At 66.5% G+C, this 24,329-nt stretch carries 26 protein-coding genes and 1 other RNA gene; 13 read left to right on the top strand and 14 right to left on the bottom strand.

The genetic code is table 11. The features are described from left to right. Nucleotides 1-192: 192 nt before the first annotated feature. A complete protein-coding gene (locus tag R5H29_RS05360) occupies nucleotides 193-1,224 on the bottom strand; it encodes a LysR family transcriptional regulator (RefSeq protein WP_005409107.1) in 1,032 nt (343 codons plus the stop codon). A 146-nt stretch (nucleotides 1,225-1,370) separates the two neighbouring features. On the opposite strand from R5H29_RS05360, the gene R5H29_RS05355 reads away from it, so the two are divergent. The 6 genes from R5H29_RS05355 to R5H29_RS05330 all read left to right on the top strand — a co-directional run bounded on the left by R5H29_RS05355 (nucleotide 1,371) and on the right by R5H29_RS05330 (nucleotide 9,198). After that, nucleotides 1,371-1,598, top strand: a complete 228-nt coding sequence (locus tag R5H29_RS05355; RefSeq protein WP_019661221.1) for a hypothetical protein — start codon at nucleotides 1,371-1,373, stop codon at nucleotides 1,596-1,598. Beyond that, nucleotides 1,595-2,365 carry an SDR family oxidoreductase gene (locus R5H29_RS05350; RefSeq protein WP_019661222.1) on the top strand — a complete coding sequence of 257 codons (771 nt, stop codon included), beginning with the start codon at nucleotides 1,595-1,597 and terminating at the stop codon, nucleotides 2,363-2,365. The genes R5H29_RS05355 and R5H29_RS05350 overlap by 4 nt, the downstream gene beginning before the upstream one ends. A gap of 91 nt (nucleotides 2,366-2,456) precedes the next feature. Further along, complete coding sequence (locus R5H29_RS05345; protein WP_019661223.1) at nucleotides 2,457-3,683, top strand: efflux RND transporter periplasmic adaptor subunit; 1,227 nt, start codon at nucleotides 2,457-2,459, stop codon at nucleotides 3,681-3,683. A gap of 127 nt (nucleotides 3,684-3,810) precedes the next feature. Next, complete coding sequence (locus R5H29_RS05340) at nucleotides 3,811-6,981, top strand: efflux RND transporter permease subunit (protein WP_155029349.1); 3,171 nt, start codon at nucleotides 3,811-3,813, stop codon at nucleotides 6,979-6,981. A 64-nt stretch (nucleotides 6,982-7,045) separates the two neighbouring features. Further along, complete coding sequence (locus R5H29_RS05335) at nucleotides 7,046-7,783, top strand: SDR family oxidoreductase (protein WP_021203972.1); 738 nt, start codon at nucleotides 7,046-7,048, stop codon at nucleotides 7,781-7,783. Further along, nucleotides 7,777-9,198, top strand: coding sequence for an efflux transporter outer membrane subunit (locus tag R5H29_RS05330; RefSeq protein WP_019661226.1), 1,422 nt, complete (start codon nucleotides 7,777-7,779; stop codon nucleotides 9,196-9,198). Before R5H29_RS05335 ends, R5H29_RS05330 begins: the two co-directional genes overlap by 7 nt. Before the next feature lie 41 nt (nucleotides 9,199-9,239). Here R5H29_RS05330 and R5H29_RS05325 read toward each other — a convergent pair whose 3' ends face one another. Beyond that, nucleotides 9,240-9,617: a VOC family protein gene (locus R5H29_RS05325; protein WP_111104702.1), complete on the bottom strand. Its 378-nt coding sequence runs from the start codon at nucleotides 9,615-9,617 to the stop codon at nucleotides 9,240-9,242. Between the two features lie 140 nt (nucleotides 9,618-9,757). On the opposite strand from R5H29_RS05325, the gene R5H29_RS05320 reads away from it, so the two are divergent. Then, on the top strand, nucleotides 9,758-10,021 hold the full coding sequence (locus tag R5H29_RS05320) for a hypothetical protein (protein ID WP_332328874.1): 264 nt from the start codon (nucleotides 9,758-9,760) through the stop codon (nucleotides 10,019-10,021). A gap of 19 nt (nucleotides 10,022-10,040) precedes the next feature. On the opposite strand, the gene R5H29_RS05315 is transcribed toward R5H29_RS05320, so the two are convergent. From R5H29_RS05315 to R5H29_RS05290, 6 genes are all read right to left on the bottom strand, one after another. Then, nucleotides 10,041-10,895, bottom strand: a complete 855-nt coding sequence (locus tag R5H29_RS05315; protein ID WP_043399271.1) for an endonuclease/exonuclease/phosphatase family protein — start codon at nucleotides 10,893-10,895, stop codon at nucleotides 10,041-10,043. 138 nt (nucleotides 10,896-11,033) lie between these two features. Further along, on the bottom strand, nucleotides 11,034-11,261 hold the full coding sequence (locus R5H29_RS05310) for a hypothetical protein (protein WP_227200225.1): 228 nt from the start codon (nucleotides 11,259-11,261) through the stop codon (nucleotides 11,034-11,036). Between the two features lie 59 nt (nucleotides 11,262-11,320). Further along, nucleotides 11,321-11,557, bottom strand: a complete 237-nt coding sequence (locus tag R5H29_RS05305) for a hypothetical protein (protein ID WP_021203968.1) — start codon at nucleotides 11,555-11,557, stop codon at nucleotides 11,321-11,323. 87 nt (nucleotides 11,558-11,644) lie between these two features. Further along, the gene (locus tag R5H29_RS05300) at nucleotides 11,645-12,349 is read right to left on the bottom strand and encodes a PA1136 family autoinducer-binding transcriptional regulator (RefSeq protein ID WP_164145089.1); all 705 of its coding nucleotides are present in this window, start codon (nucleotides 12,347-12,349) and stop codon (nucleotides 11,645-11,647) included. 5 nt (nucleotides 12,350-12,354) lie between these two features. Next, nucleotides 12,355-13,227, bottom strand: coding sequence for a glyoxalase III HchA (gene hchA / locus R5H29_RS05295; protein ID WP_026347157.1), 873 nt, complete (start codon nucleotides 13,225-13,227; stop codon nucleotides 12,355-12,357). Between the two features lie 84 nt (nucleotides 13,228-13,311). Beyond that, on the bottom strand, nucleotides 13,312-15,324 hold the full coding sequence (locus tag R5H29_RS05290; protein ID WP_134730629.1) for a triacylglycerol lipase: 2,013 nt from the start codon (nucleotides 15,322-15,324) through the stop codon (nucleotides 13,312-13,314). A 145-nt stretch (nucleotides 15,325-15,469) separates the two neighbouring features. On the opposite strand from R5H29_RS05290, the gene R5H29_RS05285 reads away from it, so the two are divergent. Beyond that, nucleotides 15,470-15,931 carry an isoprenylcysteine carboxylmethyltransferase family protein gene (locus R5H29_RS05285; RefSeq protein ID WP_332328876.1) on the top strand — a complete coding sequence of 154 codons (462 nt, stop codon included), beginning with the start codon at nucleotides 15,470-15,472 and terminating at the stop codon, nucleotides 15,929-15,931. Nucleotides 15,932-15,945: 14 nt separating this feature from the next. On the opposite strand, the gene R5H29_RS05280 is transcribed toward R5H29_RS05285, so the two are convergent. After that, on the bottom strand, nucleotides 15,946-16,428 hold the full coding sequence (locus tag R5H29_RS05280) for a hypothetical protein (protein ID WP_332328873.1): 483 nt from the start codon (nucleotides 16,426-16,428) through the stop codon (nucleotides 15,946-15,948). Nucleotides 16,429-16,581: 153 nt separating this feature from the next. After that, nucleotides 16,582-16,935, bottom strand: a transfer-messenger RNA (tmRNA) gene (gene ssrA / locus R5H29_RS05275). A 219-nt stretch (nucleotides 16,936-17,154) separates the two neighbouring features. On the opposite strand from ssrA, the gene R5H29_RS05270 reads away from it, so the two are divergent. Beyond that, nucleotides 17,155-17,727 carry a hypothetical protein gene (locus R5H29_RS05270; RefSeq protein WP_332328872.1) on the top strand — a complete coding sequence of 191 codons (573 nt, stop codon included), beginning with the start codon at nucleotides 17,155-17,157 and terminating at the stop codon, nucleotides 17,725-17,727. A 233-nt stretch (nucleotides 17,728-17,960) separates the two neighbouring features. On the opposite strand, the gene smpB is transcribed toward R5H29_RS05270, so the two are convergent. Beyond that, a complete protein-coding gene (gene smpB / locus R5H29_RS05265; protein WP_019661238.1) occupies nucleotides 17,961-18,464 on the bottom strand; it encodes an SsrA-binding protein SmpB in 504 nt (167 codons plus the stop codon). A 57-nt stretch (nucleotides 18,465-18,521) separates the two neighbouring features. Here smpB and R5H29_RS05260 point away from each other — a divergent pair, with 57 nt between their 5' ends. Continuing rightward, nucleotides 18,522-18,947, top strand: a complete 426-nt coding sequence (locus tag R5H29_RS05260) for a type II toxin-antitoxin system RatA family toxin (RefSeq protein ID WP_019661239.1) — start codon at nucleotides 18,522-18,524, stop codon at nucleotides 18,945-18,947. Between the two features lie 3 nt (nucleotides 18,948-18,950). Then, complete coding sequence (locus tag R5H29_RS05255) at nucleotides 18,951-19,208, top strand: RnfH family protein (protein ID WP_155029369.1); 258 nt, start codon at nucleotides 18,951-18,953, stop codon at nucleotides 19,206-19,208. A gap of 36 nt (nucleotides 19,209-19,244) precedes the next feature. Here R5H29_RS05255 and R5H29_RS05250 read toward each other — a convergent pair whose 3' ends face one another. After that, nucleotides 19,245-19,637, bottom strand: coding sequence for an outer membrane protein assembly factor BamE (locus tag R5H29_RS05250; RefSeq protein WP_005409234.1), 393 nt, complete (start codon nucleotides 19,635-19,637; stop codon nucleotides 19,245-19,247). 103 nt (nucleotides 19,638-19,740) lie between these two features. Between R5H29_RS05250 and fur the strand changes: the two genes are divergently transcribed. Then, a complete protein-coding gene (gene fur / locus R5H29_RS05245) occupies nucleotides 19,741-20,157 on the top strand; it encodes a ferric iron uptake transcriptional regulator (protein ID WP_014646807.1) in 417 nt (138 codons plus the stop codon). 58 nt (nucleotides 20,158-20,215) lie between these two features. Here the strand turns inward: fur and R5H29_RS05240 are convergent, their stop codons facing one another. Continuing rightward, nucleotides 20,216-21,460 (bottom strand): SGNH/GDSL hydrolase family protein, encoded by a 1,245-nt coding sequence (locus R5H29_RS05240; RefSeq protein ID WP_332328871.1) that lies wholly within the window; start codon nucleotides 21,458-21,460, stop codon nucleotides 20,216-20,218. Nucleotides 21,461-21,558: 98 nt separating this feature from the next. Here R5H29_RS05240 and R5H29_RS05235 point away from each other — a divergent pair, with 98 nt between their 5' ends. Further along, on the top strand, nucleotides 21,559-22,476 hold the full coding sequence (locus R5H29_RS05235) for a LysR family transcriptional regulator (RefSeq protein WP_332328870.1): 918 nt from the start codon (nucleotides 21,559-21,561) through the stop codon (nucleotides 22,474-22,476). 116 nt (nucleotides 22,477-22,592) lie between these two features. Here the strand turns inward: R5H29_RS05235 and recN are convergent, their stop codons facing one another. Next, complete coding sequence (gene recN, locus R5H29_RS05230) at nucleotides 22,593-24,254, bottom strand: DNA repair protein RecN (RefSeq protein WP_171952123.1); 1,662 nt, start codon at nucleotides 24,252-24,254, stop codon at nucleotides 22,593-22,595. Nucleotides 24,255-24,329: the final 75 nt, after the last annotated feature.

The following is a 24,329-nucleotide window of genomic DNA, read 5'->3' as shown; positions in this document are numbered from 1 at the left end:
CCATCGGCCGGAGCGAAAATGCCGCCCTTGCAGGCGGCATTTTTGTGGGTGCCGAGCGTTGCTCGGCACGCCGATGGCGTATGCGGAGTCTAGCCGTGCTCGACTCACCAGAGGCAGTCGAGCGTGGCTCGACTCTACAGAAACCGGCATCGCGCGCCCGGGTAGAGCCACGCCATGCGTGGATACCCCCGGCTACGCCGCCGAAGCGGCCACCTTCTCCAGGATCCGCTTGCCGCTGCTTTCCAGAGCGGCGTCTTCCTTTTCCTTCTGCTGCTGCGCCAGCTTCGCACCCGGGCACTGCGCCAGCATGTAATTGGCGTCGAAGTTGAGCTTCTCGACCAGGAAGTCGACAAACGCACGCACCTTTGGCGAGACCAGGCGGCCGCCGGCGAACACGGCGTTGAAGTCCACTTCCGGGCCGGTCCAGCCGGCCAGCACGCGGCGCACCATGCCCGATTCAACGAACGGCTTGGCCATCACGTCGCCGGTCAGCAGCAGGCCTTCGCCACAGACCAATGCACCATTCAACGCAGACATGTCGTTGGCGGTCATCAGCGGGGTAACCGGGAAGTCGCGCAGTTCCCCACCGTTCTCGCCCAGCTGCCAGGTGAAGCGCGGCGAGTTGCCGGTGTGGTACGGCTTGCGCATCGCAAGGATGCGATGGAACTGCAGTTCTTCCGGATGCAGCGGCTCGCCGTAGCGCTCGATGTAGGCCGGGCTGGCGAACACCTGCGTCCGCAGGCTGCCCAGCTTGCGCGCGACCAGATTGGAATCGGGCAGGGCACCCACGCGCAGCGCCAGGTCCGCTTCACCGGCGATCAGGTCCAGCTTTTCGTTGCCCATGTGCATGTCCAGGCGGATCTCCGGGTACTGCGCATGGAACTGGCCCAGCAGCGGGGCGATCCAGGTGATGCCGATCGAATAGGGCACGGTGAAGCGCAGCCAGCCGCGCGGGCCGGACTGCAGCTGGCTCACCGCGCTTTCGGCCTCTTCAAGCTCGCGTGCGATGCGCTGGCAATGTTCGTGGTAGATCGAACCAGCTTCGGTCAGGCCGAGGCGGCGCGTGGTCCGGTGCAGCAGGCGCGCGCCCAGGCGCGTTTCCAGCTCCTGCACTTTGCGGCTGACCGTGGTCTTGGGCAGGCCGAGCGATTTGGCAGCGGCAATGAAGCTGCCTTGCTCGACCACTTTGACGAAGATCAGCGTCTCGTTGAGATCGTGGGACATGGTCGGGATCCTGGACGTCGGGGATGGGACAATCGTGACAGAACGATTGGACCGGGAGCGGGATGATTATTCCCCTTAATCAGGACTGATCAAGTAAAGGTTTGAGGTCTATCGTGGCGCCATTCGTTAATTGGAGCCCGTCCGCCATGAGCCTGCGCAACATTCTTGCCCGACTCCGGAACGCCGGCCAGAGCACCCTGGACCTGGCGATGACCGTCGAAGCCCGTCCGAGTTCCTTGGTACACAAGGACTTTCGTGAGTTTACCGCGCCCATGCGTCAGCAGCGTGGCGGCGCCATCCGCTTGGCCCCCCACAAGGGTGACCGGCTGCGCCGGATCGGGACTATCCCGGATTTGGGAGGAAATGTCCCGTGAATGGGATACTGACGCCCGAAGTTCTGGTCCTTGGTGGTACCGGTGCCGTGGGCCAGGGCGTGGTCGGCGCCTTGCTGGAAGCCGGCAGTCCGGTGCTGGTGGTTGGTCGCGATCCGGGCCGGCTGGCTGCGCTGCATGAGCAGTTCGCCGATGAGCCGGGCCTGGAGACGCTGCTGGGTTCACTCAGCGATGACGGCTCGGCACGCGCCCTGGCCGAACGCATCGGGCAGCGACCGCGTCCATTGGCCGCGGTGATCGCGGCCATGGGCGGGCCCTACCGTCGCGGCCGGGTGATCGACCGCAACGGCGAGGAGCTGCTCGGGGCCATGCAGGCCGACCTGATGCCGCATGTGCATGCGGTGCGCCACCTGCTGCCGTTGTTGCAGGACAACGTGCATGCGCGGCGCTATGTGATGATCGGCAGCCCGGCCAGCGCCAAGCCTTGGGCGGGCTACGGCGAGACCTCGATCACTACCGCCGCGCTGCGCATGTACGCGCAGGTGGTGCATCAGGAAGCGCAGGCGCTGGGCGTGCGCGCGCAGATGCTGGAAGTCTGCAGCCCGGTGTGTACCCCGGCCAACGCGGCCAACGCCTGCATCGAGTGGCCCAGCTCGCTGCTGGTCGGCCGCCGCGTGGTCTCGCTGCTCGATGGTTGCCGGGACAACCGCGCCATCGTCCGCTGCGACAGCAGCGATGCCGAACTGCCACGCGGCCTGCTGCACCTGGAAGTTCCCCCTTTGTGGCGCGATACCGCAGGCGTCGCTTGACCTCGACCAAGGTTGAGGTCGCAGTATGCGCCGCCGATTTTTGCAACACGTTCCCATATTGCTGTACCACCCCTCCGTACGGATGCATGCCATGACTTCCCCCAATACCACCCCACATCGTTTCGGCCATCGCATTGCGATGGTTGGCGTGTCGATCCTCGCCGCGGCCGTGCTGGCGGCCTGCAGCGGCGGCCATGCCGAAGAGGCCGGTGCACCGCCGCCGCCGCAGGTCAGCGCCGCGCCGGTGCTGGTCAAGCAGGTCAGCCAGTGGGACGAGTTCAGCGGCCGCGTCGAAGCGGTACAGAGCGTTGAACTGCGCCCGCGCGTGTCCGGCTACATCGACAAGGTCAACTACGTCGAAGGCCAGGAAGTGAAGAAGGGCGATGTGCTCTTCACCATCGACGCCCGCAGCTACCAGGCCGAGTACGACCGCGCAGCCGCCGAGCTGGCCCGTGCCCGCACCCAGGCCAGCCTGGCCCGCAGCGAGTCAGAGCGTGCCAAGCGGCTGTCCGAGCAGCAGGCGATCTCCACCGAGACCGCCGAGCAGCGTCGCGCGGCTGCCGACCAGGCGGGGGCTGCCGTGCAGGCCGCGCAGGCGGCCCTGGATGCAGCCCGGCTCAACCTGGAATTCACCAAGGTGCGCGCGCCGATTGACGGCCGTGCCGGCCGCGCGATGGTCACCGCCGGCAACCTGGTCACTGCTGGCGACAGCGCCAGCGTGCTGACCACGCTGGTCTCGCTGGACACGGTGTTCGTCTACTTCGATGCCGACGAGAGCACTTTCCTGCGCTACGCCCAGATGGCGCGCAAGGGCGAGCGCCCGAGCGAGCGGGACAGCGAGCTGCCGGTGAAGGTCGGCCTGTCGGGGGAAGAGGGCTATCCGCACTCGGGCAAGGTCGATTTCCTCGACAACCAGGTGGCGCGCAGCACCGGCACCATCCGCGTCCGTGCGCTGCTGGACAACGCCGACCGCCAGTTCACACCGGGCCTGTTCGCCCGCGTGCAGCTGCTTGGCAGCGGCCAGTTCCAGGCCCTGCTGATCGACGACAAGGCCGTGCTGACCGACCAGGACCGCAAGTACGTCTATGTGGTCGACAAGGATGGCAAGGCCCAGCGCCGCGACATCCAGCTCGGCCGTACCGCCGACGGCCTGCGCATTGTCGAGCATGGCCTGGCCGCAGGTGACAAGGTCATCATCGACGGTGTGCAGAAGGTCTTCATGCCGGGCATGCCGGTGCAGGCCAAGGCGGTGGCCATGCAGCCACCGGCCGCAAAGCCCGCACCGGGCCGCGATGCCACCGCTGCGCTGAACCACTGATCCGCCCGCTCCTGATCCGCGTCCCCGCTTAGCTGCCGGCGCCAGCGGCAGCCTTCCCTGCCTTCGTCATATTGGCGAGGGGCGGGGCGGCTGTTGCCCGCCGAATGCCTTTCCCAGGAATTCCTCCATGGACTTTTCCCGCTTCTTCATCGACAGGCCGATCTTCGCGGCGGTGCTGTCGATCGTGATCTTCGCCGCAGGCCTGATCACGATTCCAATCCTGCCGATCAGCGAGTACCCCGAAGTGGTGCCGCCGTCGGTGGTCGTGCGCACGGTCTATCCGGGCGCCAACCCCAAGGTCATTGCCGAGACCGTTGCTACCCCGCTCGAAGAGGCGATCAACGGCGTCGAAGGCATGATGTACCTGAAGTCGGTTGCCGGCTCGGACGGCGTGCTGCAGATGACCGTCACCTTCCGCCCGGGCACCGACCCGGACGCGGCGGCGGTGAAGGTGCAGAACCGCGTGGCGCAGGCACAGGCACGCCTGCCCGAGGACGTGCGCCGGCAGGGCGTGACCACGCAGAAGCAGTCGCCCACCTTCCTGATGGTGGTGCACCTGACCTCGCCGCAAGGCAAGTACGACACTCTGTACCTGCGCAACTACGCGCGCCTGCACGTCAAGGATGCGCTGGCGCGTATTCCGGGCGTGGGTGACGCGCAGATCTTCGGTGGCGGCGACTACGCCATGCGTGCCTGGCTGGACCCGGACAAGGTGGCTTCGCGCGGCCTGACCGCCAGCGACGTGGTGCGCGCCATGCGCGAGCAGAACGTGCAGGTGTCGGCCGGCCAGCTCGGCGCCGAACCGCTGCCGGACAGCAAGTTCCTGACCCTCATCAATGCCCAGGGCCGGCTGAAGACCGAAAAGGAATTCGGCGACATCGTGCTCAAGAGCGGCACGGATGGCGAGATCGTGCGCCTGTCCGACGTGGCCCGCCTGGAACTGGGCGCGGGCGACTACACCCTGCGCTCGCAGCTGGACGGCAAGAACGCGGTGGGTATCGGCATCTTCCAGTCGCCGGGTGCCAACGCGCTGGAAATCCGCGACCAGGTCATCTCGACAATGGACGAGATGCAGAAGACCATGCCGGCCGATGTGAAGTACGAAGCGGTCTATGACACCACCATCTTCGTGCGCGACTCGATCAAGGCCGTGGTCTCCACGCTGCTGGAAGCGATCGCCCTGGTGGTGCTGGTGGTGATCCTGTTCCTGCAGACCTGGCGTGCGTCGATCATTCCGTTGATCGCGGTGCCGGTGTCGGTGGTGGGTACCTTTGCCGCGCTGTACCTGCTGGGTTTCTCGATCAACACGCTGAGCCTGTTCGGCCTGGTGCTGGCGATCGGCATCGTGGTCGACGATGCGATCGTGGTGGTGGAGAACGTCGAGCGCAACATCGAGGAAGGCCTGTCGCCCACTGCGGCGGCACACCAGGCCATGCGCGAAGTGTCCGGCCCGATCGTGGCGATCGCGCTGGTGCTGTGCGCCGTGTTCGTGCCGATGGCGTTCCTGTCCGGTGTCACCGGCCAGTTCTACAAGCAGTTCGCCGTCACCATCGCGATCTCCACGGTGATCTCGGCGATCAACTCGCTGACCCTGTCGCCGGCCCTGGCCGCGCGCCTGCTGAAGGCCCATGGTGCGCCGAAGGACGGCCCGAGCCGCCTGATCGACCGCCTGTTCGGCTGGGTGTTCCGTCCGTTCAACCGCTTCTTCAAGTCCAGCTCGGAGAAGTACGAACGTGGCGTGGCCCGCATCCTCGGCCGTCGTGGTGCGGTGTTCGTGGTCTACGCGATCCTGCTGGTCGGTACCGGCGTGATCTTCAAGCTGGTGCCGCCGGGCTTCATCCCGACCCAGGACAAGCTGTACCTGATTGCCGGCGTGAAGCTGCCGGAAGGTTCGTCGATCGCACGCACCGATGAAATGCTGCGCAAGGTGGCCAAGATCGCCCAGGAAACCGATGGCGTGGCCCACACCATCTCGTTCCCGGGTTTGAATGCACTGCAGTTCACCAACACGCCCAACACCGGTGTGGCGTTCATTCCGCTCAAGCCGTTCGCCGAGCGCCATGGCCGCACTGCCGCGCAGATCAACGCCGAGATCAACCAGAAGATCGCTGGCCTGCAGGAGGGCTTCGCGTTCGCGATGATGCCGCCGCCGATCCTCGGCCTGGGTAACGGCAACGGCTACCAGATGTTCATCGAGGACCGCGGCAACCTGGGCTACGGCGCACTGCAGAATGCCGTGCAGGCGATGCAGGGCACCGTTGCGCAGACCCCGGGCATGGCCTTCCCGATTTCCAGCTACCAGGCCAATGTGCCGCAGCTGGATGCCGAGGTGGACCGCGTCAAGGCCAAGGCACAGGGCGTGCAGCTCACTGAGTTGTTCGACACGTTGCAGACCTACCTGGGTTCGGCCTACGTCAACGACTTCAACCAGTTCGGCCGCACCTGGCAGGTGATCGCCCAGGCCGATGGTCCGTACCGCGAGACGGTCGAGGACATCGGCAAGCTGCGTACCCGCAACGACCGCGGCGAGATGGTGCCGATCGGTTCGATGGTCACCATCAAGCAGACCTTCGGCCCGGATCCGGTGCTGCGCTTCAATGGCTACCCGGCAGCGGACCTGGCCGGCGAGGCCGACCCGCGCCTGCTGTCCTCGGCCGAGGCGATGACCAAGCTGACCGAGATCGCCGGCAAGGTACTACCGGTCGGCATGACCACCGAATGGACCGACCTGAGCTACCAGCAGGCAACCCAGGGCAAGGCCGCCTTCATCGTGTTCCCGGTGGCGATCATGCTGGCCTTCCTGGTGCTGGCCGCGCTGTACGAGAGCTGGTCGCTGCCGCTGGCGGTGATCCTGATCGTGCCCATGACCCTGCTGTCGGCGCTGTTCGGCGTGTGGCTGACTGGTGGTGACAACAACGTGTTCGTGCAGGTCGGCCTGGTGGTGCTGATGGGCCTGGCGTGCAAGAACGCAATCCTGATCGTCGAATTCGCCAGAGAGCTGGAGATGGGCGGCAAGGGCATCGTTGAAGCCGCGCTGGAAGCCTGCCGCCTGCGTCTGCGCCCGATCGTGATGACCTCCATCGCGTTCATCGCCGGCACCGTGCCGCTGGTGCTGTCGCACGGCGCAGGCGCCGAGGTGCGCTCGGTGACCGGTATCACCGTGTTCGCCGGCATGCTGGGCGTGACCCTGTTCGGACTGTTCCTCACCCCGGTGTTCTACGTGGCACTGCGCAAGCTGGTTACCCGCAACGGTGGCGGCCAGCTGGTGCAGCATGGCGAACCGACCATCCATCACTGACATGGAACCCCGCCGCCGCCGGCTACCGGCCGGCGGCGGCTTTTCCCTCACGAGGCATGAATCCATGAACACCCATCAGAACAAGATCGCGCTGGTCACTGGCGCTACCCGTGGCATCGGCCTGGAAACCGTGCGCCAGCTGGCCCAGGCGGGCGTGCACACGCTGCTGGCCGGTCGCAAGCGCGAAACGGCGGTGGAGCTGGCCCTGAAGCTGCAGGCCGAGGGCCTGCCGGTGGAAGCCCTGCAGCTGGACGTGACCGACGCGGCCAGCATCGCCGAGGCAGTCGAGCAGGTGCGCCAGCGCCATGGCCGCCTCGACATCCTGGTCAACAATGCCGGCATCATGATCGAGAATCCCGCGCAGGCGCCGTCGGAGCAATCGCTCGAGACCTGGAAGCGCACCTTCGACACCAACGTCTATGCGCTGGTGGCAGTCACCCAGGCCTTCCTGCCGCTGATCAGGCAGGCCAAGTCCGGGCGCATCGTCAATGTGTCCAGCATGCTCGGTTCGCAGACCCTGCATGCCGACCCGACCTCGGGCATCTACGATTTCAAGATCCCGGCCTATAACGCGTCCAAGGCCGCAGTGAACAGCTGGACCCTGAGCCTGGCCTATGAGCTGCGCAACACGCCGATCAAGGTCAACACCGTGCATCCGGGTTACGTAAAGACCGACATGAACGGCGGCAATGGCGAGATCGAAATCAGCGAAGGCGCGCGTTCCAGCGTGGAAATGGCGCTGATCGGTGAGTCCGGTGCCAGCGGCAGCTTCACCTACCTGGGCGAGGTGCTGCCATGGTGATCCGCACGTTGGCGATGGCCGTCTCCAGCCTGGTGCTGGCAGGCTGTGTCAGCGTCGGCCCGAACTACAAGGCCCCGGTACAGGAGCCGGTGGTGCTGAAGAGCGCGCAGCAGCCGGTCTTCAGTTCCGTCTCGCCGGTGGCCAGCTGGTGGGCGCAGTTCGACGATCCGGTGCTGGAAGAGCTGGTGCACGGAGCACTGTCGGACAACCTGGACCTGCGCGTGGCCGTGGCCCGCGTCAGCCAGGCCCGTGCTGTGTTCGTCGAAAGCCGTTTCGACCAGGCCCCGCACATCACCGCAGGCGGCAGTTACGACCGCCGCAAGCAACCCGATCCGCAGCTGGGTGGGCAGCGGGTGTTCAGTGAAAGCTACCAGCTCGGCTTCGACGCCGGCTGGGAGCTGGATCTGTTCGGCCGCAAGCGCCGTGCTGCAGAAGCCGCGCGCGCCGACCTGGACGCCGAGCAGGCCAACCTGGCCGACGCGCAGGTGCTGGTTGCTGCTGAAGTGGCGCGCAACTACTTCGAACTGCGTGGCACCCAGAAGCGCATCGCAGTGGCCCAGCACACGTTGGAGAACCTGCGCGATACGCAGAAGCTGACCGAAGCACGCTGGGAACTTGGGGCCGGCAGCGAACTGGACGTGCAGAGCAGCCGCGCCCGCCTGAAGGCGATCGAGGCCGATATCCCGCTGCTGGAAGTAGCCGAGACGCAGTCGCGCAACCGGCTGGCCGTGCTGCTGGGCCAGCGCCCGGAAGTGCTGACGGCGATGCTGGCGCCGCAGGAAGTCCCGGCGTTCGCCAAGGCCTTGCCGCTGGGTGATACCCGCGAACTGCTGCGCCAGCGTGCAGACGTGCGTATGGCCGAGCGTCGCCTGGCTGCCGCGACCGCACGCGTGGGCGTGGCCACAGCGGACCTGTTCCCGCGGTTGTCGCTGTCAGGCTTCGTCGGCTTCCTCGGCGGCGATGCCAGTGGCCTGGTCAATGGCAGCAACAAGGCCTGGTCGCTGACGCCCTCGCTGAGCTGGGCCGCGTTCGACTTCGGCACCGTGCGTGCGCGCCTGCGTGCCAGCAAGGCTGAAGCCGAAGGCGTGGCCGCGCAGTACGAACAGGCGGTACTGCTCGCCCTGGAGGACACCGAGAACGCGCTGACCCGCTATTCCAAGCAGCAGGCACGGTTGGCAATCGTGGTGGAGCAGGCGCAGGCGGCTCGGCGTGCCGAATCGCTGGCGCAGATCCGCTATCGCGAGGGATCGGAGGACTTCCTGACCCTGCTGGACGCGCAGCGGACCCAGCTGGCAGCCGATGATGCGCTGGCGGCGGCCGAGGCCGACGTCAACGTCAGCGTGGTGGGTGTGTACAAGGCGCTGGGTGGTTGGGGTCAATCACCGCAGCCGCCAAGCGTGGCGCAGGCGCAGTAACCGCAGGGGACGGAAGCAGGGACTTCCGTCCCCTTGTTCTTTCAGGGCCAGTGGTTGGCCGGTACCTCACGCTCGCGCATGCGCACGATGCAGAAGCGATGGCCGGTTGGTGCTTCCATCACCCACCAGCGCTTGACGAAGCCTATCCGTCGCGCGCCGAGCTTCTCCAGGCGGTCGGCTTCGGCATCGATGTCGTCGCTCTCGATGTCCAGATGCACCCGTGACGGGTGATCGACGCGCTGGACTTCAACGTCCAGGCCCGCCGGAGCACCGAGCAGGTCGGCGTACTCGGCGGCGTCTTCGGCACGGGCGGGCTGCGCCTGCAGGCCAAGCGCGGCGGCCCAGAAGCGGGCGCCTTCGTCGGCGGGAATGCCCTCGCAATCGATGATGAAACCGGCCAGGCGACTCTGGTGTGCCATGCCTTTCTCCACAGTTCGGGAACAGGGGCAGGGTAGCGCGGCGTCTGCTGTGGACGTTGTCACAGTCGTGACGTTTCTGACTCTGCCGGAAGCCGTGTCCGCCGTGTAACTAGTGGGGCAGATTCCAGGGAGTACACATGATGAGCGATGACAGGCGGGATACCCAGCGCATGTTGTTTGGCGACCCGGGGCCACCCGGTGCGGGCCTTTCGGTGGCGGTCGTTGTGCTGCTGGTGCTGGCGACGATGGCCGCTGCGATCGGTTTCCTGCGACTGCCCGGTCCGATGCTGGGGCTCGGGCTGATCGGTGTCGCCGTGTTCCTTGCCGTCGGCGCCCGCATCTGCCAGGCGCGCAACCAGCACCAGGCGTTGTACCGGCTGTTGTCGCGGCAGCCGCCGCCGTAGCCACGGCTGCCGCGGGAATTCAGGGCTTCGGCCAGTCCAGCTCGACCACCAGCGGGAAATGATCCGACGGCAGCACGCCGTCGATGCGACGATCATCGGTAAGGAAGCTGCGCGCACGGAAGCCACGCACCAGCACCCAGTCCAGCTGCACGGTGGCCTTGCCGGTGAAGTCGTGGAAGGTCGGGCGCGGACCCTGCGGTGTTTTCACCTGGGTACGGGTGTCCTGCAGCAGGCGGGTGAACGCCCTGTAGGTGTCACCGCCGGGCTCGCTGTTGAAGTCACCGGTCAACACCACCGGCAGGTCGTCCGGCATGGCCTGCAGGCGCTTGCCGATGAGCTCGGCACCCTTCACCCGGCGCGGTTCGTCCTCGTCGCGGTAGGGCAGGTGGGTATTGAGGAAGTAGAAGCGACGGCCATCGTCCAGGCGGCGGAACAGGGCCCAGGTGACCATACGCGGGTACAGGTTGCCCCAGCTGATGCTGCCAGGGACGTCCGGCGTATCCGAAAGCCAGAAGTTGCCGGATTCCTCGATGGCCAGCACCTTGCTGTCGTAGAACACGCCCATGTGCTCATCGCCGCTGCCACCGCGGCGGCCTTCACCGAACCAGCGGTAGCCGGGCAGGTGCCCTGACAGGTAGTCGGCCTGTTCCTTCACCAGTTCCTGGGTGCCGATCACTGCCGGGTGCGCGTCGAGGATCACCTTGACCATCGCATCACGGCGGTCGGGCCAGCGCTTGCCCGGCTCGGTGTCAGCCGGGGTACGGACGTTGAATGACATCACCTTCAACGGCGCCGGCGTGACGGCCCAGGCAACGGCAGGCAGAGCAAGCGCCAGCAGCGCACTCAGCGCCGGGCGACGGAAACGCGACAACATCGTGGAATCCCTCCATCCCATGAAAACGGTTTCACGGAGCATGCCATGGAAGGCGGGGGCAGTGGTATGCCGGGACGGGCGACTTGGAGACGCCGGGCGGGCGCTGGACGCTCCGCCCGGCAGATGCCCCTTGCCCGATCAGGGGTCGTAGATCATCCCGTTCTCGTCGCGGTTGTAGTGGTCGCTGGCCACGCGGGTGCCGTCGTCATGGACCACGTACAGCGTGCAACGCTGGTGGAACACGTTGCCGCTGATGCGGAAGGGCACGCACTCCTCCTGCAGGCCGACCTCTTCGGCTGCATTCGCCGGCGGCGAGGGCACCAGGGCCGCAAGTGCAACTACTGCAGCGAAAGAAAAAGCGGTCATTCGATTGTGCAGCGTCATTGATCACACTCCTTGTAGCCGTAGTCGGTGTCCGATGCAGATCAGTCTGCCGGGAGGTACCACTGACCGTTCTCGTCTATCCAGTACACCGACGTGAAAACGGTGCCGTCTGCCAGAGTGCGGGTGACGGTGCAGCGCTGATGCACGAGGTTGGGCCCAAGTCTTACGGGCACGCAATCGGTCGTCGATCCGGGGGACCCGGCCGCGTGGCCAGTCGCCGGTATCCCACTACCCAATGCCAACATCAATGCGGCCATCGCGGCCAGTTGCAGTTTCATAAGCATCATCCTTGCTTTCTGCAATCGCGCACATGCGCATGGCGTGTGTAACACGCGAACCAGAGCTCCGGAAGTGCCTCGCCGCGATCAGTCTTCGATCTCGCCGCGACGGCTGGCGGCACGCACTGCCTGCGCGGTGGTCGCCACACCCAGCCGTTGCCGCGCGTGGCGCAGGTGGTTCTCCACCGTGCGCGTGGAAAGCCCAAGCGTGGCCGCGATCTCAGCTTGCCGGCGCCCGGCGGCGACCCAGCGCAGCACTTCGCGCTCGCGGTTGCTCAGTGCGCTTCCCGAACGCTCGGCAGGTGATTCGGCCAGACGGCGCGCGGCCCGGAATGCTGCGGTTGCAGCAGCTTCCAGCCGCAGGCGCGCGTTGGCCGACGCGTCGACTGACGTACCGGCAACGCTGACCGCGCCTTCCAGGCCGGTGATGCCGAACACCGGCACCTGCAGCCCATGCAGGCCTTCGCCGCGAGGCTGCTTCACCACCTGGTAGCGCTCGCCGCGAACGCCCAGGCGCTTGCTCCAGAAGAACGGCGCGTTGCTGTCCAGCACGTGGCGATTGACGGGGCAGGCGTGGAGGTAGCGCGCAAGGTCGGTATCGCTGCCATCGCCGAACCAGTCGCCCTCGATCCAGTACACGCGTTGCGTACCCCGCTCCAGCCCGGTGCCGGTGGCAAACACCAGCACGCGGTCGAAGCCGAGCGGTGCCGCGATGCCTCGCAGGACTGCACCCACCGCGCTCAGCGAACTGGCGCGTTCCAGCTCCAGCAGCGCCTGCACCAGCTCGGTCATCCGGCTCAGCGCCCGGCCAAGGCGTCGAGCAGGGCGCGTGCAGCCAGTTTGCCCAGCGCATTGCCAGCCAACGGGCTGTCGCCGGTCAGCAGCAGGCGGTCCTGCAGCACGCTGCCATCGATGCCGTCATTGACGATCTGCACGCCCCGCTGTGCCAGGCGCTCACCGAAGAACCACGGCAACTGTCCAGGCATGTAGCCGATCTCCGGCGTCTGCCGGTCCATCGCATCGGGGAAGGCGCAGATGCGGTAGCCGCGGAACAGCGAACCGCCATCGGCCTCGTCCACGCCCGCAGCCAGCAGTGCGGCCGGACCGTGGCAAAGGGTGATGATGTGGCGTTGCTGGGCCATCGCCCAATGCAGGACGGACTTCACCGCGCGGCTCTGCGGCAGTCCGATCAGGGCGCCATGGCCACCGGGGATGAACACTGCAGCATAGTCCGAATCCGCATCGAGCCCGGCAACCACCTCGTCCAGTGGCAGCGGCTGGCGGAAGCACGAGGCGTAACGCTCGTACAGCCCGCCGATTTCCTTGTCCTCGTTCGGAAATGCCCACCATTCGAACTTGGCGGGGTTGCCCGACAGCGTGGCTACATCGATGCCGAAGCCGGCCTTGTCGAGGTGGTACATCGGCAGCAGGGTCTCCACCGGATGGTTGCCGGTGGAGAACAGGTGGCCATCGGCAGTTGGCAGATAGCGCTCGTCGGCAGCGATCATCAGCACCTTCCAGCGGCCATCGCGGCGCGCATCCGGGTAGTCGGCACCGGAAAGGTTGCTCTTGGGCGATGTGAACTGTGACAGCGAGTAGGGCGACGGGAAGAAAGCATCGCGCTCGGCCGGGTCGGGACTGGGCTGGCGGCTGGGCTCTTGCGTGTTCATGCAGATCTCCTGCGGGAAATGTGAGGCCAGCATAGGAGGGTGGGTGCGCACGCGCGATGAGGGATTTCCCTCAGCTGCCCACGGCTAATTGGCCTGGTTTCCGTGTTGCTGCATGTCCTCATGCAGGATCCGCCGCAGTTCGACGATGGCCGGCGTGGCTTCCTGCACGCTGTGCCCGGAGACGATCACCTTCTCCGAGTCCGCATGCGGCAGGTGCGAGCTCCAGTAGGGCACCAGCCCGTCGCTGGTCTTTCCCAGCGGACCATCGGCCTTTGCCCGCGCGATGATCGAGTGGTAGTGCACCTTCGGCGACATCGGCAGGTCTGCCACGGCGCGGACGAAGGGATCGTCCTTGTCCAGATTCTGGATGCTGTTCATCTGGTAGCCGTGCTTGCCGTCGGAGCGGTCGATCTGGCCGTCGTTGGCGATGGTGGCAACGTCTTCCAGCACGGTCAGCGGCAACCGCACCAGGCGACCGATCCAGCGGCCCAGGCGGGTGCCCGCCACATCGGTGCCGCGGTGTGGCGTGGCGATGAACACCACCCGCGACACTGCCGGTTCCGGCAGGAAGGTCAGCACCGGTGCGCCCTTGGTGCGCAGCAGTTCACGCTGTGCCGGCGTCATCTGCGCGGTTGCCAGCAGGGTATCGACCAGATGATCGCCGGAAGAGGAAACCATCAACCGCGCGATCACCCCACCCATGCTGTGCCCGACCAGGACCATGTCATGCGAAGCCTGCGCCTTGCCGCTGGGGTCGAAATGCTTGAACACCTCATCCAGCGTGTGGCGCATCGCATCGTGGCTCATCGCGATGGGCATGTTGGTGGGGTAGTAGAACTGCCAGACCTGGAAGTCCTGGCGGATCTCGTCGTCGCGCAGCAGTTCGTTGGCCACGTTGACCCAGGCTTCCGGACTGCTGGCCAGGCCATGGATCATCAGCAGTACGCGACGGTTGGGATCGTAGGGCTGCATCATGTACAGATGCGGCGTGTCGATGCCGCCCTTGCCCCCGAACAGCGAGCGCAGCGACTGCCGGCTGAAATTGGAACGGGCCAGCCACAACGCATAGCCGGCGGTGAAGTTGGCCGCCAATGGCACGTGCTGGCCGTGCAGGGTTACTTCCGAAACCTGGTAGGGATCGTGAATCTCCAGCTCCGGCTCGTCATCGTGCAGCACTTCCCACAGGTTCTTTCCCGAGAAGCGCAGCAGCACCGTCATCGATGGCGAAGGCATCTCGCTCCAGCTCTGCGTGGCGGAAGGGCTTGCCTGCACCGCTGCCGGCGTAGTGCTGGGCGTGGTTGCGGCCGGGTCATCCATCACGGCCACCAGTTCGGCACCGAAGCCATCGCGGCGGTGCACGCTGCGCAGCGTGCCGGTGAACGACAGCGAGGCGGCGGGTACCAGCTCGGTCGGTGTACGCTCGTCCAACGCCGATGCTTCCCCTGGAGGGGCCAGCACGAACGTCCAGCGGCCCAGCTGGAGATGGTTGGCATCGTTGTGCACGCGCCCGGTGGCGTAGGCGTCGTACAGCTGCACCGACGCCTCCTGCACGGCCAGGTTGTAATAGTCGCGCACCTGGGTCTGGCGGTCTTCGAAGCCGCGCTGGTTGGCGGTGCGCTCGGTGAAGAACAGGTAGGCGTAGGCCTGGCGCGCGACCTGCATCCATGCGTCCAGGCGCGGCTGGAAGTCGGCATCCAACTCGTTGATGGCGGTCTTGGCGCGACCCGAGGCGGAGTACTCGCGCTTCGGCGCCGGCAGGGTCATCGCATACTGCAGCCACAGCTCGGCCAGGCTGGAGCGCTTGTCCTCCTCGCGCACGACGATGCTGGCTTCCATCGCTTCGATGCAGGGCAGGCCGGGCTTGGCGCAGACACCTTCATCAAGGCCGGCCACGCGCAGCGTCTCCGTGGTCGCCGCACTGAGCTTGCCGGAGGTGAGGATGTCACCGCGCTTGAGCGCGATGTACTGGCCGGGCGTGACCGAGGCGACCTGCACCGAAGGCCCGAACTGCCGCAGCGTCGCGCAACCTCCCAGGCTGAGCAGCGCGGTGATGATGAGGGTCGTGCGGCCGATCAAGCCCAAGCCCGTGGTAGCCATGCGATCCTCCTGCGCGGAGGCGCCACTCTAGCGGTCGGTCTGTCAAAGTGGAATCCACTGGCCGGATTGGGCCTGGCCGATGCGTCCGCCGTGCGATCCGGGCATTCCCGTGTGACACTGTGGTGGAACGTGCTTGGTGATCGTGATGACCTGGCTGGAAACACGTGTTCCCCCGCCCGTGGTGATGCTGCTGTGTGCAGCTGTCGGCTATGCAGCGTGCAGGCTGTGGCCGGGTTCTGCCTTTCGGGCACAGGTGCCGGCGCTACTGGCGGGTCTGACGATGGCGCTCGGTGTGGTGCTCAACCTGCTGCCCAAGGTCTCCTTCCGGCGAGCAGGCACCACCGTCAATCCTCTGCGACCTTCGGCCTCGAGCGTGCTGGTTACCAGCGGGGTCTACCGCCGCACACGGAATCCGATGTATCTGGGCCAGGCGCTGGTTCTGCTGGGAGCCATGGTGTACCTGCAGCATCTGATCGCGCTGATCGTGGTCCCGCTGTTCCTGGCGTACATCACGCGGTTGCAGATCCTGCCGGAGGAGCGGGCACTGATGGCGCGCTTTCCCGAGGCGTACGCGCAGTACCGTCGTCGCGTGCCGCGCTGGCTGTAGCGTTGGCTACGCCATCAGCGGCTGATCTGGCATTTCACTGCGGCCGAATAGCCCTCGTAATCGTCGCCCCCGATCACGTGCAGGGTATGGCGCTTGTCGATGCGCTTCGCGTACGACGGTTCTTCGGTATTGGCGTGCTCGTTGACTTCGGTCACCGACCAGGCCTTGGCCAGGCGCTTGGCATCGACACCGTTCAAGTACACGAAGAGGCTCCTCTCGCCTTCGGCCACGTTCACATCGGCACTGGTGACCGTGCCGCCAAACAGCGCGACCGGCCTGTCCTCCGGTTCGAATGTACCGCCCGGCTTCTTGGCCAGGCCGGCTGCCTGCAGGGCATCGATGGCTTCGGCCTCGCTGAAGTTGGAGCCAGGTCTGCAGGACAGCAGGGCTTCCAACGTTGCGGTGCCTGGCGGCGCGATGGTGGGTGTGGAGGCGTGCGTGGCTGGGGCTGCGGCCAGGGCGGTGAGGAGCAGGGACATCGCGAGGGGGGCTTTCATGGCAGATCCTTCTGGCGATCGCGGGGTGAGGAGCTGTTGGAGTTGTCATCCCGATTATGCGCCACACATCCTCCGCGACGTGCAGGCACAAAAAAGCCGGAACCCCGGTTGACGGGAGATCCGGCTTCTTGCGGCCTCGACAGGCCATACAGATGGTGGAGGTGGGCGGAATTGAACCGCCGTCCGAAGGCACTCCATCCCCAGCACTACATGCTTAGCTCACCGTTGGATCTCGTCCCCGAACAGCACGGTGCGCAAAGCGCATCCGGGAACCAGCCTGTTGTGTTCTAGTGCCGGGCTGACAGGCAGCCGCCCAGCGCGATTCCATGATAGTGACTCTACACCGCGAGCATGGACACAAGCGGTTTCGAGGCTTAGGCCTTAAGCGGCCAGAGCGTAGTTGTCGTCGTTGGCAACTAGAGTTTTGCAGCTGGATTTACGAGGAAAGCTACCCCCTCGGCATGCGCCAGGCGACTTCACAACCCCCGTCGAAACCAATGCACCCCCGGTTTCTACAGTGCTGCAATGTACAGGGCCAATGCCGTGTTGCCACGAGCGGGGCCTGCCCAACGCTGCCAATGCTACGCCAAAACAGCTGAACAGTCACCGTGGCAATCCACAACAAGTTGTAGAGCCTCCGTCATAGCGGATTGGTAACGTCATGGGCACGAATTTGCGACACACTGGCGACGACCATCCAAGCCAGGACAGACAGGGAGACTGTGGGTGACCGAGGCAAGCCAACAACGCAGCCTGCGACAGCTGGTTGGACCCGTCGGGGCCGACTACCAGCGGCGCGCGTTGCCGCCCGGCTGGGTCTGGGCGGTGCTGGCGGTGCTGCTGGCGGCCACCTGGCCGACCGAGCTGCCGGCGACGGCGGCAGCCGCGCTGGTCTCCAGTGCGGTGGTGGTGCACTGGCCGCAACGTGGGCGCTTGCATTGGCTGGGCTGGCGGCTGCCGGCGCTGGCGGTGCTCGCCGCGCTGCTGTGGGGCCCGGATGTACTGTCACAGTGGTTCGAACATGGCCTGGCCCTGACCTTGATGTCGCTGGCCAGCCTCAGCATTGGCGTGCATGTGTGGCAGTCGCGGCAAGTTGCGCGACAGTTGCAGGCTTCCGCCGATGCGCTGGACGACACCCAGTTGCTGGCCCTGCTGCCCGTCGACGCCGCGCGGCTGGCGCAGCAGTGGCGCGCCGGTGATGATCGCCACGCTCCGGAACTTTCGGTGGTGATGCACCTGGCGGTGATGCATGCGGCGCTGGCGCCGAGGATGCGCAGGCAGGGCGTTCTGGCCAGCTGAGCCGCATCGTGTTGTAGAGCCGAACCTATGCTCGGCTGCTTCACGGCAGTCGAGCACAGCTCGGCTCTACAGAAAGCCAAAGCAGCCGAGCGTGGCTCGGCTCTACAGAAAGCCAAAGCAGCCGAGCGTGGCTCGGCTCTACAGAAAGCCAAGGCAGCCGAGCGTGGCTCGGCTCTACAGAAAGCCAAAGCAGCCGAGCATAGCTCGGCTCTACAGGGTGCTGCGCAGCCGCCTTACGCGTCGCGGTTGCCGCGACGCATCACGCGTTGTTTCTCGATCGCCCAGTCGCGGTCCTTGGCGGCATCGCGCTTGTCGTGGTTCTGCTTGCCCTTGGCCAGTGCGATCTCAAGCTTGATCTTGTTCTTGCTCCAGTACATCGCGGTAGGCACGATCGTGTAGCCGTCGCGCTCGACCTTGCCGATCAGCTTGTCGATCTCGTTCCGGTGCAGCAGCAGCTTGCGCTCGCGGCGGTCCTCGGCGACCACGTGGGTGGAGGCCTGGATCAACGGGGTGATCTGTGCACCGATCAGGTAGATCTCGCCGCGCTTCACATAGGCGTAGGCGTCGATGATGTTGCCACGGCCTGCGCGGATCGACTTGACCTCCCAGCCCTGCAGGGCGAGGCCGGCCTCGAAGCGCTCTTCGATGTGATACTCGTGGCGGGCACGCTTGTTCAACGCGATGGTTTTGTTGGCCGTCGCGCTCTTTGCTTTATCCTTGCCGCTGTTCTTGCTCATTTCCGTATTGTCTCCGATTCGGGCCCGCCCGGTCGATTGCCGAAACGTCCTGTATTCATGCCTACTATCCGCCGCAGCGCCCTGGTCGAACATTCGGCTGCGCGCATGTTCGACCTGGTCAACGATGTCCAGGCCTATCCGCGCCGTTTCCGCTGGTGTTCGGCCGCCCAGATCCTGGAGCAGGGCGAGGACCGCCTGGTGGCACGCCTGGACCTGGGCCTGGGTTCGTTCAGCACCTGGTTCCAGACCGAAAACACCCTGCAGCGCCCACACAGCATCGATATGCAGCTGCGCGATGGACCGTTCAAGCGGCTGCATGGCCGCTGGGAATTCCATGCGCTGGCCGAGGACGCCTGCAAGGTCACCCTCACCCTGGAGTTCGAACCCAGCTCGCGCCTGCTCGGTCCGGCGCTGGCGATCGGCTTCCAGGGCCTGGCCGATCGGATGGTCAACGATTTCGTCCGCGTCGCCGACGAGGACTGAGCGGTGATCAAGGTCGAAGTGGTACTGGCTTGGCCGCAGCAGGTGCTGTCGCGCCGACTGAAACTGGAGGAGGGTGCCACCGTGGCCGACGCCATTGCCGCTGCGGCGCTGGAAGGCAGTGCCGATTGTCCGGCCGCTGCCGTGCACGGCGTCCTGGCGCGTCCGCAGCAGGTGCTGCTGGATGGCGACCGCGTCGAGCTGTTGCGCCCGCTGCTGGCCGATCCCAAGGACAACCGCCGGCGTCGCGCGCTCGGCGGTTGATCCCGGCAACCCGTCCCTGCGGACGGGGCTGGGCGCTTAACGGCCCTTCTTCTTCTTGTCCTTGGGCAGGTTGCGGCCGAACTGGCGCACGGTCTGCTGGGCCAGGGCCTTGTCGTTGCCCGGGAAGTAATCGCCCTCCCAGCGGGTCACGGTGTCATTCTCGAAGAACACCACGAAGTTCTTCACTTCGGTACGGCCCAGGCGGTTCACGCGCTGGCTGGACGTGTAGTCCCAGCGCTGGGCGTGGAACGGGTCGGGAATGGACGGGGTGCCCAGCAGCGCGGTGACCTGCTGCTTGCTCTGCCCGACCTGCAGCTTGGCCACGGCATCTTCCCGGATCAGGTTGCCCTGATAGATGGGTTGCTTGTAGATGATGCCGCACCCGGTGGTGGACAGGGCGACGGCGGCGACCAACAGGAGATTGCGCATCGGGACTGGCGGTTGGGGAAATCAAACCGATGATACACTCCCGGCGTGCCACCGCGACCCAATCCGAGGCAGCTGGCGCTAAATCGCCAATGAACGGAGACCTATGGAAACCCACGACCTGCGTAAAGTCGGCCTGAAGGTGACCCATCCGCGGATGCGGATCCTGGCGCTGCTCGAGCAGCGCAATGCCCAGCACCACCAGCATCACATGACCGCCGAGGACATCTACCGCCAGCTGCTCGAGCATGGCGACGAGATCGGCCTGGCGACCGTCTACCGGGTGCTGACCCAGTTCGAGGCTGCCGGCCTCGTGCTCAAGCACAATTTCGAGGGCGGCCAGGCCGTTTACGAACTGGACCGTGGTGGCCACCACGACCACATGGTCGACGTGGACAGCGGCAAGATCATCGAGTTCGAGAGCCATGAGATCGAGGAGCTGCAGCGCAAGATCGCGGCCGACCATGGCTACGAGCTGGAAGAGCACTCGCTGGTGCTGTACGTGCGCAAGAAGCGGAAGTAGGCCGTTCAGGCCCGCTGGATGCGACGAAACCCCGGGCCTGCCCGGGGTTTTTCGTTGCTTACGGTAGATTCCCGCCACGCCTGGATGATCCCATCAGGAGGTCCAGGTCCACCGCCTCGGCCATCGCCCGGTTCCCTGCATCACCCGGATGCAGGTGATCGCCGGAGTCGTAGGCGGCGGCCATCCGTAACGGCTCGGCCGGGTCGCGCAGCGCCGCGTCCAGGTCGATCACCGCGTCGAACGGGCTGTCCGTACGCAGCCAGGCATTGAGTTGCCGCCGCAGGGCGTCCTTGTCCGGGTGGTAGTAGTCGTCCAGCGGCGTGCCGGGCAGGGCACCAGCGAACGGTGGCAGGGTGGCGCCGATTATCCGCACACCACGCCTGCGGGCCTGTTCTGCCAGGGTGCGATAGCCCGCCTGCAGTTCGGCCAGCGTTGACCTGGCCTGGCCCCGGGCGAACGCCGTGCCGGGCCAGCTGATGTCGTTGATGCTGATCAGCACGATGACGCTCGCCACGCCGGGTTGATCCAGTGCATCGCGCTGGAAACGGGCCAGGGCGGACTCACCCATGCCGTCGCTCAGCAGCCGATTGCCGGAAATGCCCGCATTGACCACCGCCACCCCGCGCGGGGCGAGGCGCGCGGCCAGATGGTCGGTCCAGCGCTGGTCCTGGTCGAGGCTGGCCGTGGCGCCATCGGTGATCGAGTCGCCGATCACCACCACGCTGCGCGCGCTGGCGTTGGCCTCGACCTCGATACCGGCCAGGAGCAGGCGCGCGGTGGTGCTGCTGGCAGCGCGCAGCGCCTGGGCCCGGCTCTGGTCGCCAGCGGCGATCCAGCTGGTCTGGCGACCGTCCCAATGGAACGTCTGGACCGCCGCCGGCCCCGGCACGAAGACACTGACCTGCAGCGCCTGCCGGTCATCCGTGGCAAGCGCCAGCGGATCGCTCAGCCGTTCCTGGCCGGGGCCGATCACCACGCTGGGCTGGCCGTCGAAGCTGAGCGGGTGAGGCGCGCCGCCCATGCGTGCGGAGATGCTGGCCGCTCCGATCCGCAACGGCTGGGTACCGTAGGCATTGCTCAGCCGCACCCGCAGCCGCGCCCCGCCCAGGCTGATGCGCGCGGTCTGGCGGAAAGTCTTGTCATGCAGCGCGGCCGGAACCAGGGTTGGGAAGAGGAAATCCGCGCCCCAGACCGGTTGCGGGCTGGCCTGCCAGCTGGCGACCCAGTGCGGGGCCGTGGCCGCGCTGGCAGCGCCGGACAGGGCAATCAATGCGGCGGCGGTGAACTGGCTCAAGCGGTTCATCGGGCAATCCCGGGAAGGAGGAATTGCCATGGTGATTCTCCGGCCATCTGTGAACTAGACTGCGCATGGATAATCATCTGTGAACTGGATTCATCGTCATGGCGCGACCCGACATCAACCGATCCGGCGAGCTGGAAGTGTTCGTGCGGGTCATCGAGACCGGCGGCTTCTCCGCCGCCGCGCGCACGCTCGACATGACGCCGTCTGCGGTGAGCAAGCTCGTGGCACGATTGGAGCAGCGGCTGGGCACGCGACTGCTGCAGCGATCCACCCGCCAGCTGCAGCTGACCCCGGAAGGCTGCGCGTTCTACGAGCGGGGCCTGCGGGTGCTGGCCGATCTGGAAGAAGCAGAGCGCTGCGCCAGTGCCCATGCCGAACCGCGTGGACGCCTGCGGGTCAACTCCAACGTGCCGTTCGGCCAGCATTTCCTGTTGCCGCTGCTGCCGGCGTTCCTGGCGCGCAACCCGCAGGTGGGGGTGGACCTGACCCTCAATGATGAAGTGATCGACCTTCTGGAGCAGCGCACCGACGTTGCGGTAAGGGCTGGTCCGCTGAAGAGCTCCAGCCTGGTGGCGCGACGGCTGGGCGCGACGCGGATGATGATCGTGGCCGCGCCGGCGTACCTGCAGCGGCACGGGATGCCGCGCAACGCCGACGAACTGCAGTCGCACAACCGGCTGGACATCGGCCACGCGCGTGCGATGCAGGGCTGGCCGCTGCTGCAGGAGGGGCGAGAGCGGATGGTGCTGCCCAGCGGCAACGCCCGTGCCAGCAACGGCGATGCACTGCGCCAGCTGGTGCTGGGTGGTCTGGGCATGGCCCGCCTGGCCGCGTTCCAGGTGCAGGACGACGTCGCCGCCGGGCGCCTGCTGCCGGTGCTGGAAGAGGCCAATCCGGGTGACCTGGAAGAAGTACACGCAGTGTTCCTGGGGCAGGGCGGTTACCTGCCGCTGCGGGTACTCGCGTTCCTCGATTTCCTGGTGGAACAGGTCGATCTGACGCAGCCACGGGGGTAGGGCCGGGGGGGGCGGGGGCCCCCCACACCCCTGCCCCCCCCCCCGCGGGGTGGGGGGGCCGCCCCGCGCCCGGCACTACCGCGCGGAAGCCGGGCCTATGCCCGGCTCGGGCGGCGTTACACCTGCAGCAGCTTGCGTGCGGCGGCGCGCGCTTCCTTGCTCACTTCCACGCCACCCAGCATGCGCGCCAGCTCTTCTTCGCGCGCCTTGCTGTCCAGCTTTTCCACGGCGCTCTGGGTCATGCCTTCCACCGGCGCCTTGCTGACCCGGTAATGGGCATGGCCCTTGGAGGCGACCTGCGGCAGATGGGTCACGCACAGCACCTGGCGCTTCTCGCCCAGTGCGCGCAGCTTCTGGCCGACGATGTCGGCCACCGCGCCGCCGATGCCTGAATCCACTTCGTCGAACACCATCGTCGGCACCGCGTCCAGATCCAGCGCGGCCACTTCAATGGCCAGCGAGATGCGTGACAGTTCACCGCCCGAGGCCACCTTGCGCAGGGCGCGCGGCGGCTGGCCGGCGTTGGCGGCGACCAGGAACTCCACGCGTTCGGCGCCCTGCGGGTCGGGCTTGCCGGCGTCCTGGGGTTCCAGCTCGATCAGGAACTGGCCGCCGCCCATGCCCAGCTCGGCGATGATGCCGGTGGTGGTGGCCGACAGTTCGGCGGCGGCGCTGCGGCGGCTGGCGGTCAGCACTTCAGCCTGCACGCGCCAGGCGGCGGCGGCCTTGTCGATCTCGCCGGCCAGGCGCTGCAGGCGCTCGTCGGCGCCGCGCAGTTGCTCCACTTCGGCATGCATGCGCTCGCGTTGCGCGCCCAGCTCGTCCATCGGCACGCGGTGCTTGCGGGCCAGGTCGTGCAGGCGGCCGAGGCGGCGCTCGTTCTCCTCGAACTGTTCCGGGTCGGCATCCAGATCGTCGTGCACGCGGTCAAGCAGCGACAGGGCTTCGTGCAGCTGGATCGAGGCATTCTCGATCAGGCCGTCCACCTCGCCCAGCCGTGGGTCGTGTTCGATCAGGCGCGACAGCTCGTGGCGCACCTGCTGCAACAGGTCCAGCGCGGAGCTGCCGTCGTCACCGTTGAGCTGGTTGCTGGCCGCCTGGCAGGCACTCAGCAGGGCGCTGGCGTGGGCCTGGCGACGGTGGCTGGCGCCGAGTGCCGCGATCGATTCCGGCTCAAGGTCTTCCCGGTCCAGTTCGCGCAGCTGGTGCTCGAGGAAGCCGATCCGGTCACTGACGTCGCCCTGTTGCGACAGCGCCAGCGATTCATCGACCAGTGCCTGCCAGGCCGCGGCGGCGCGCCGTACCTGGCGGCGTTCGTTCTCGTTGCCGGCATAGGCATCCAGCAGCGCCAGCTGCGACGGGCGCGTCAGCAGGGCCTGCTGTTCGTGCTGGCCGTGGATCTCCACCAGCAACGAGGCCAGGTCGCCCAGCTGGGCCAGGGTCACCGGGCGGCCGTTGATCCAGGCCCGGGAACCGCCGTCGGCGCGGATCACGCGGCGCAGCTGGCATTGGTCCTCGTCGTCCAGCTCGTTGTCGGCCAGCCACTGGCGGGCGGCCTGCAGCTGCTCCAGCGCGAATTCGGCGGAAAGCTCGGCGCGGGCGGCGCCATGGCGGACCACGCCGCTGTCGGCGCGCAGGCCGGACAGGAAGCCCAGCGCGTCGACCATCAGCGACTTGCCGGCGCCGGTCTCGCCTGAAACCACGGTCATGCCTGGCCCGAACTCCAGTTCGGTAGCGCGGACGACGGCGAAATCCTTGATCGAAAGATGTCTGAGCATGGGTAAGGGGGTATCAGCAGCCGCGCAACGCTAGCACGCGGGCGCGGGAGGTCCAATGACTTGCCAAGGTGATGC

The sequence above is a fragment of the Stenotrophomonas sp. A3_2 genome (genome assembly GCF_036624925.1).
GTDB lineage: Bacteria > Pseudomonadota > Gammaproteobacteria > Xanthomonadales > Xanthomonadaceae > Stenotrophomonas > Stenotrophomonas hibiscicola.
This window is presented reverse-complemented; position numbering and strand designations above follow the sequence as displayed.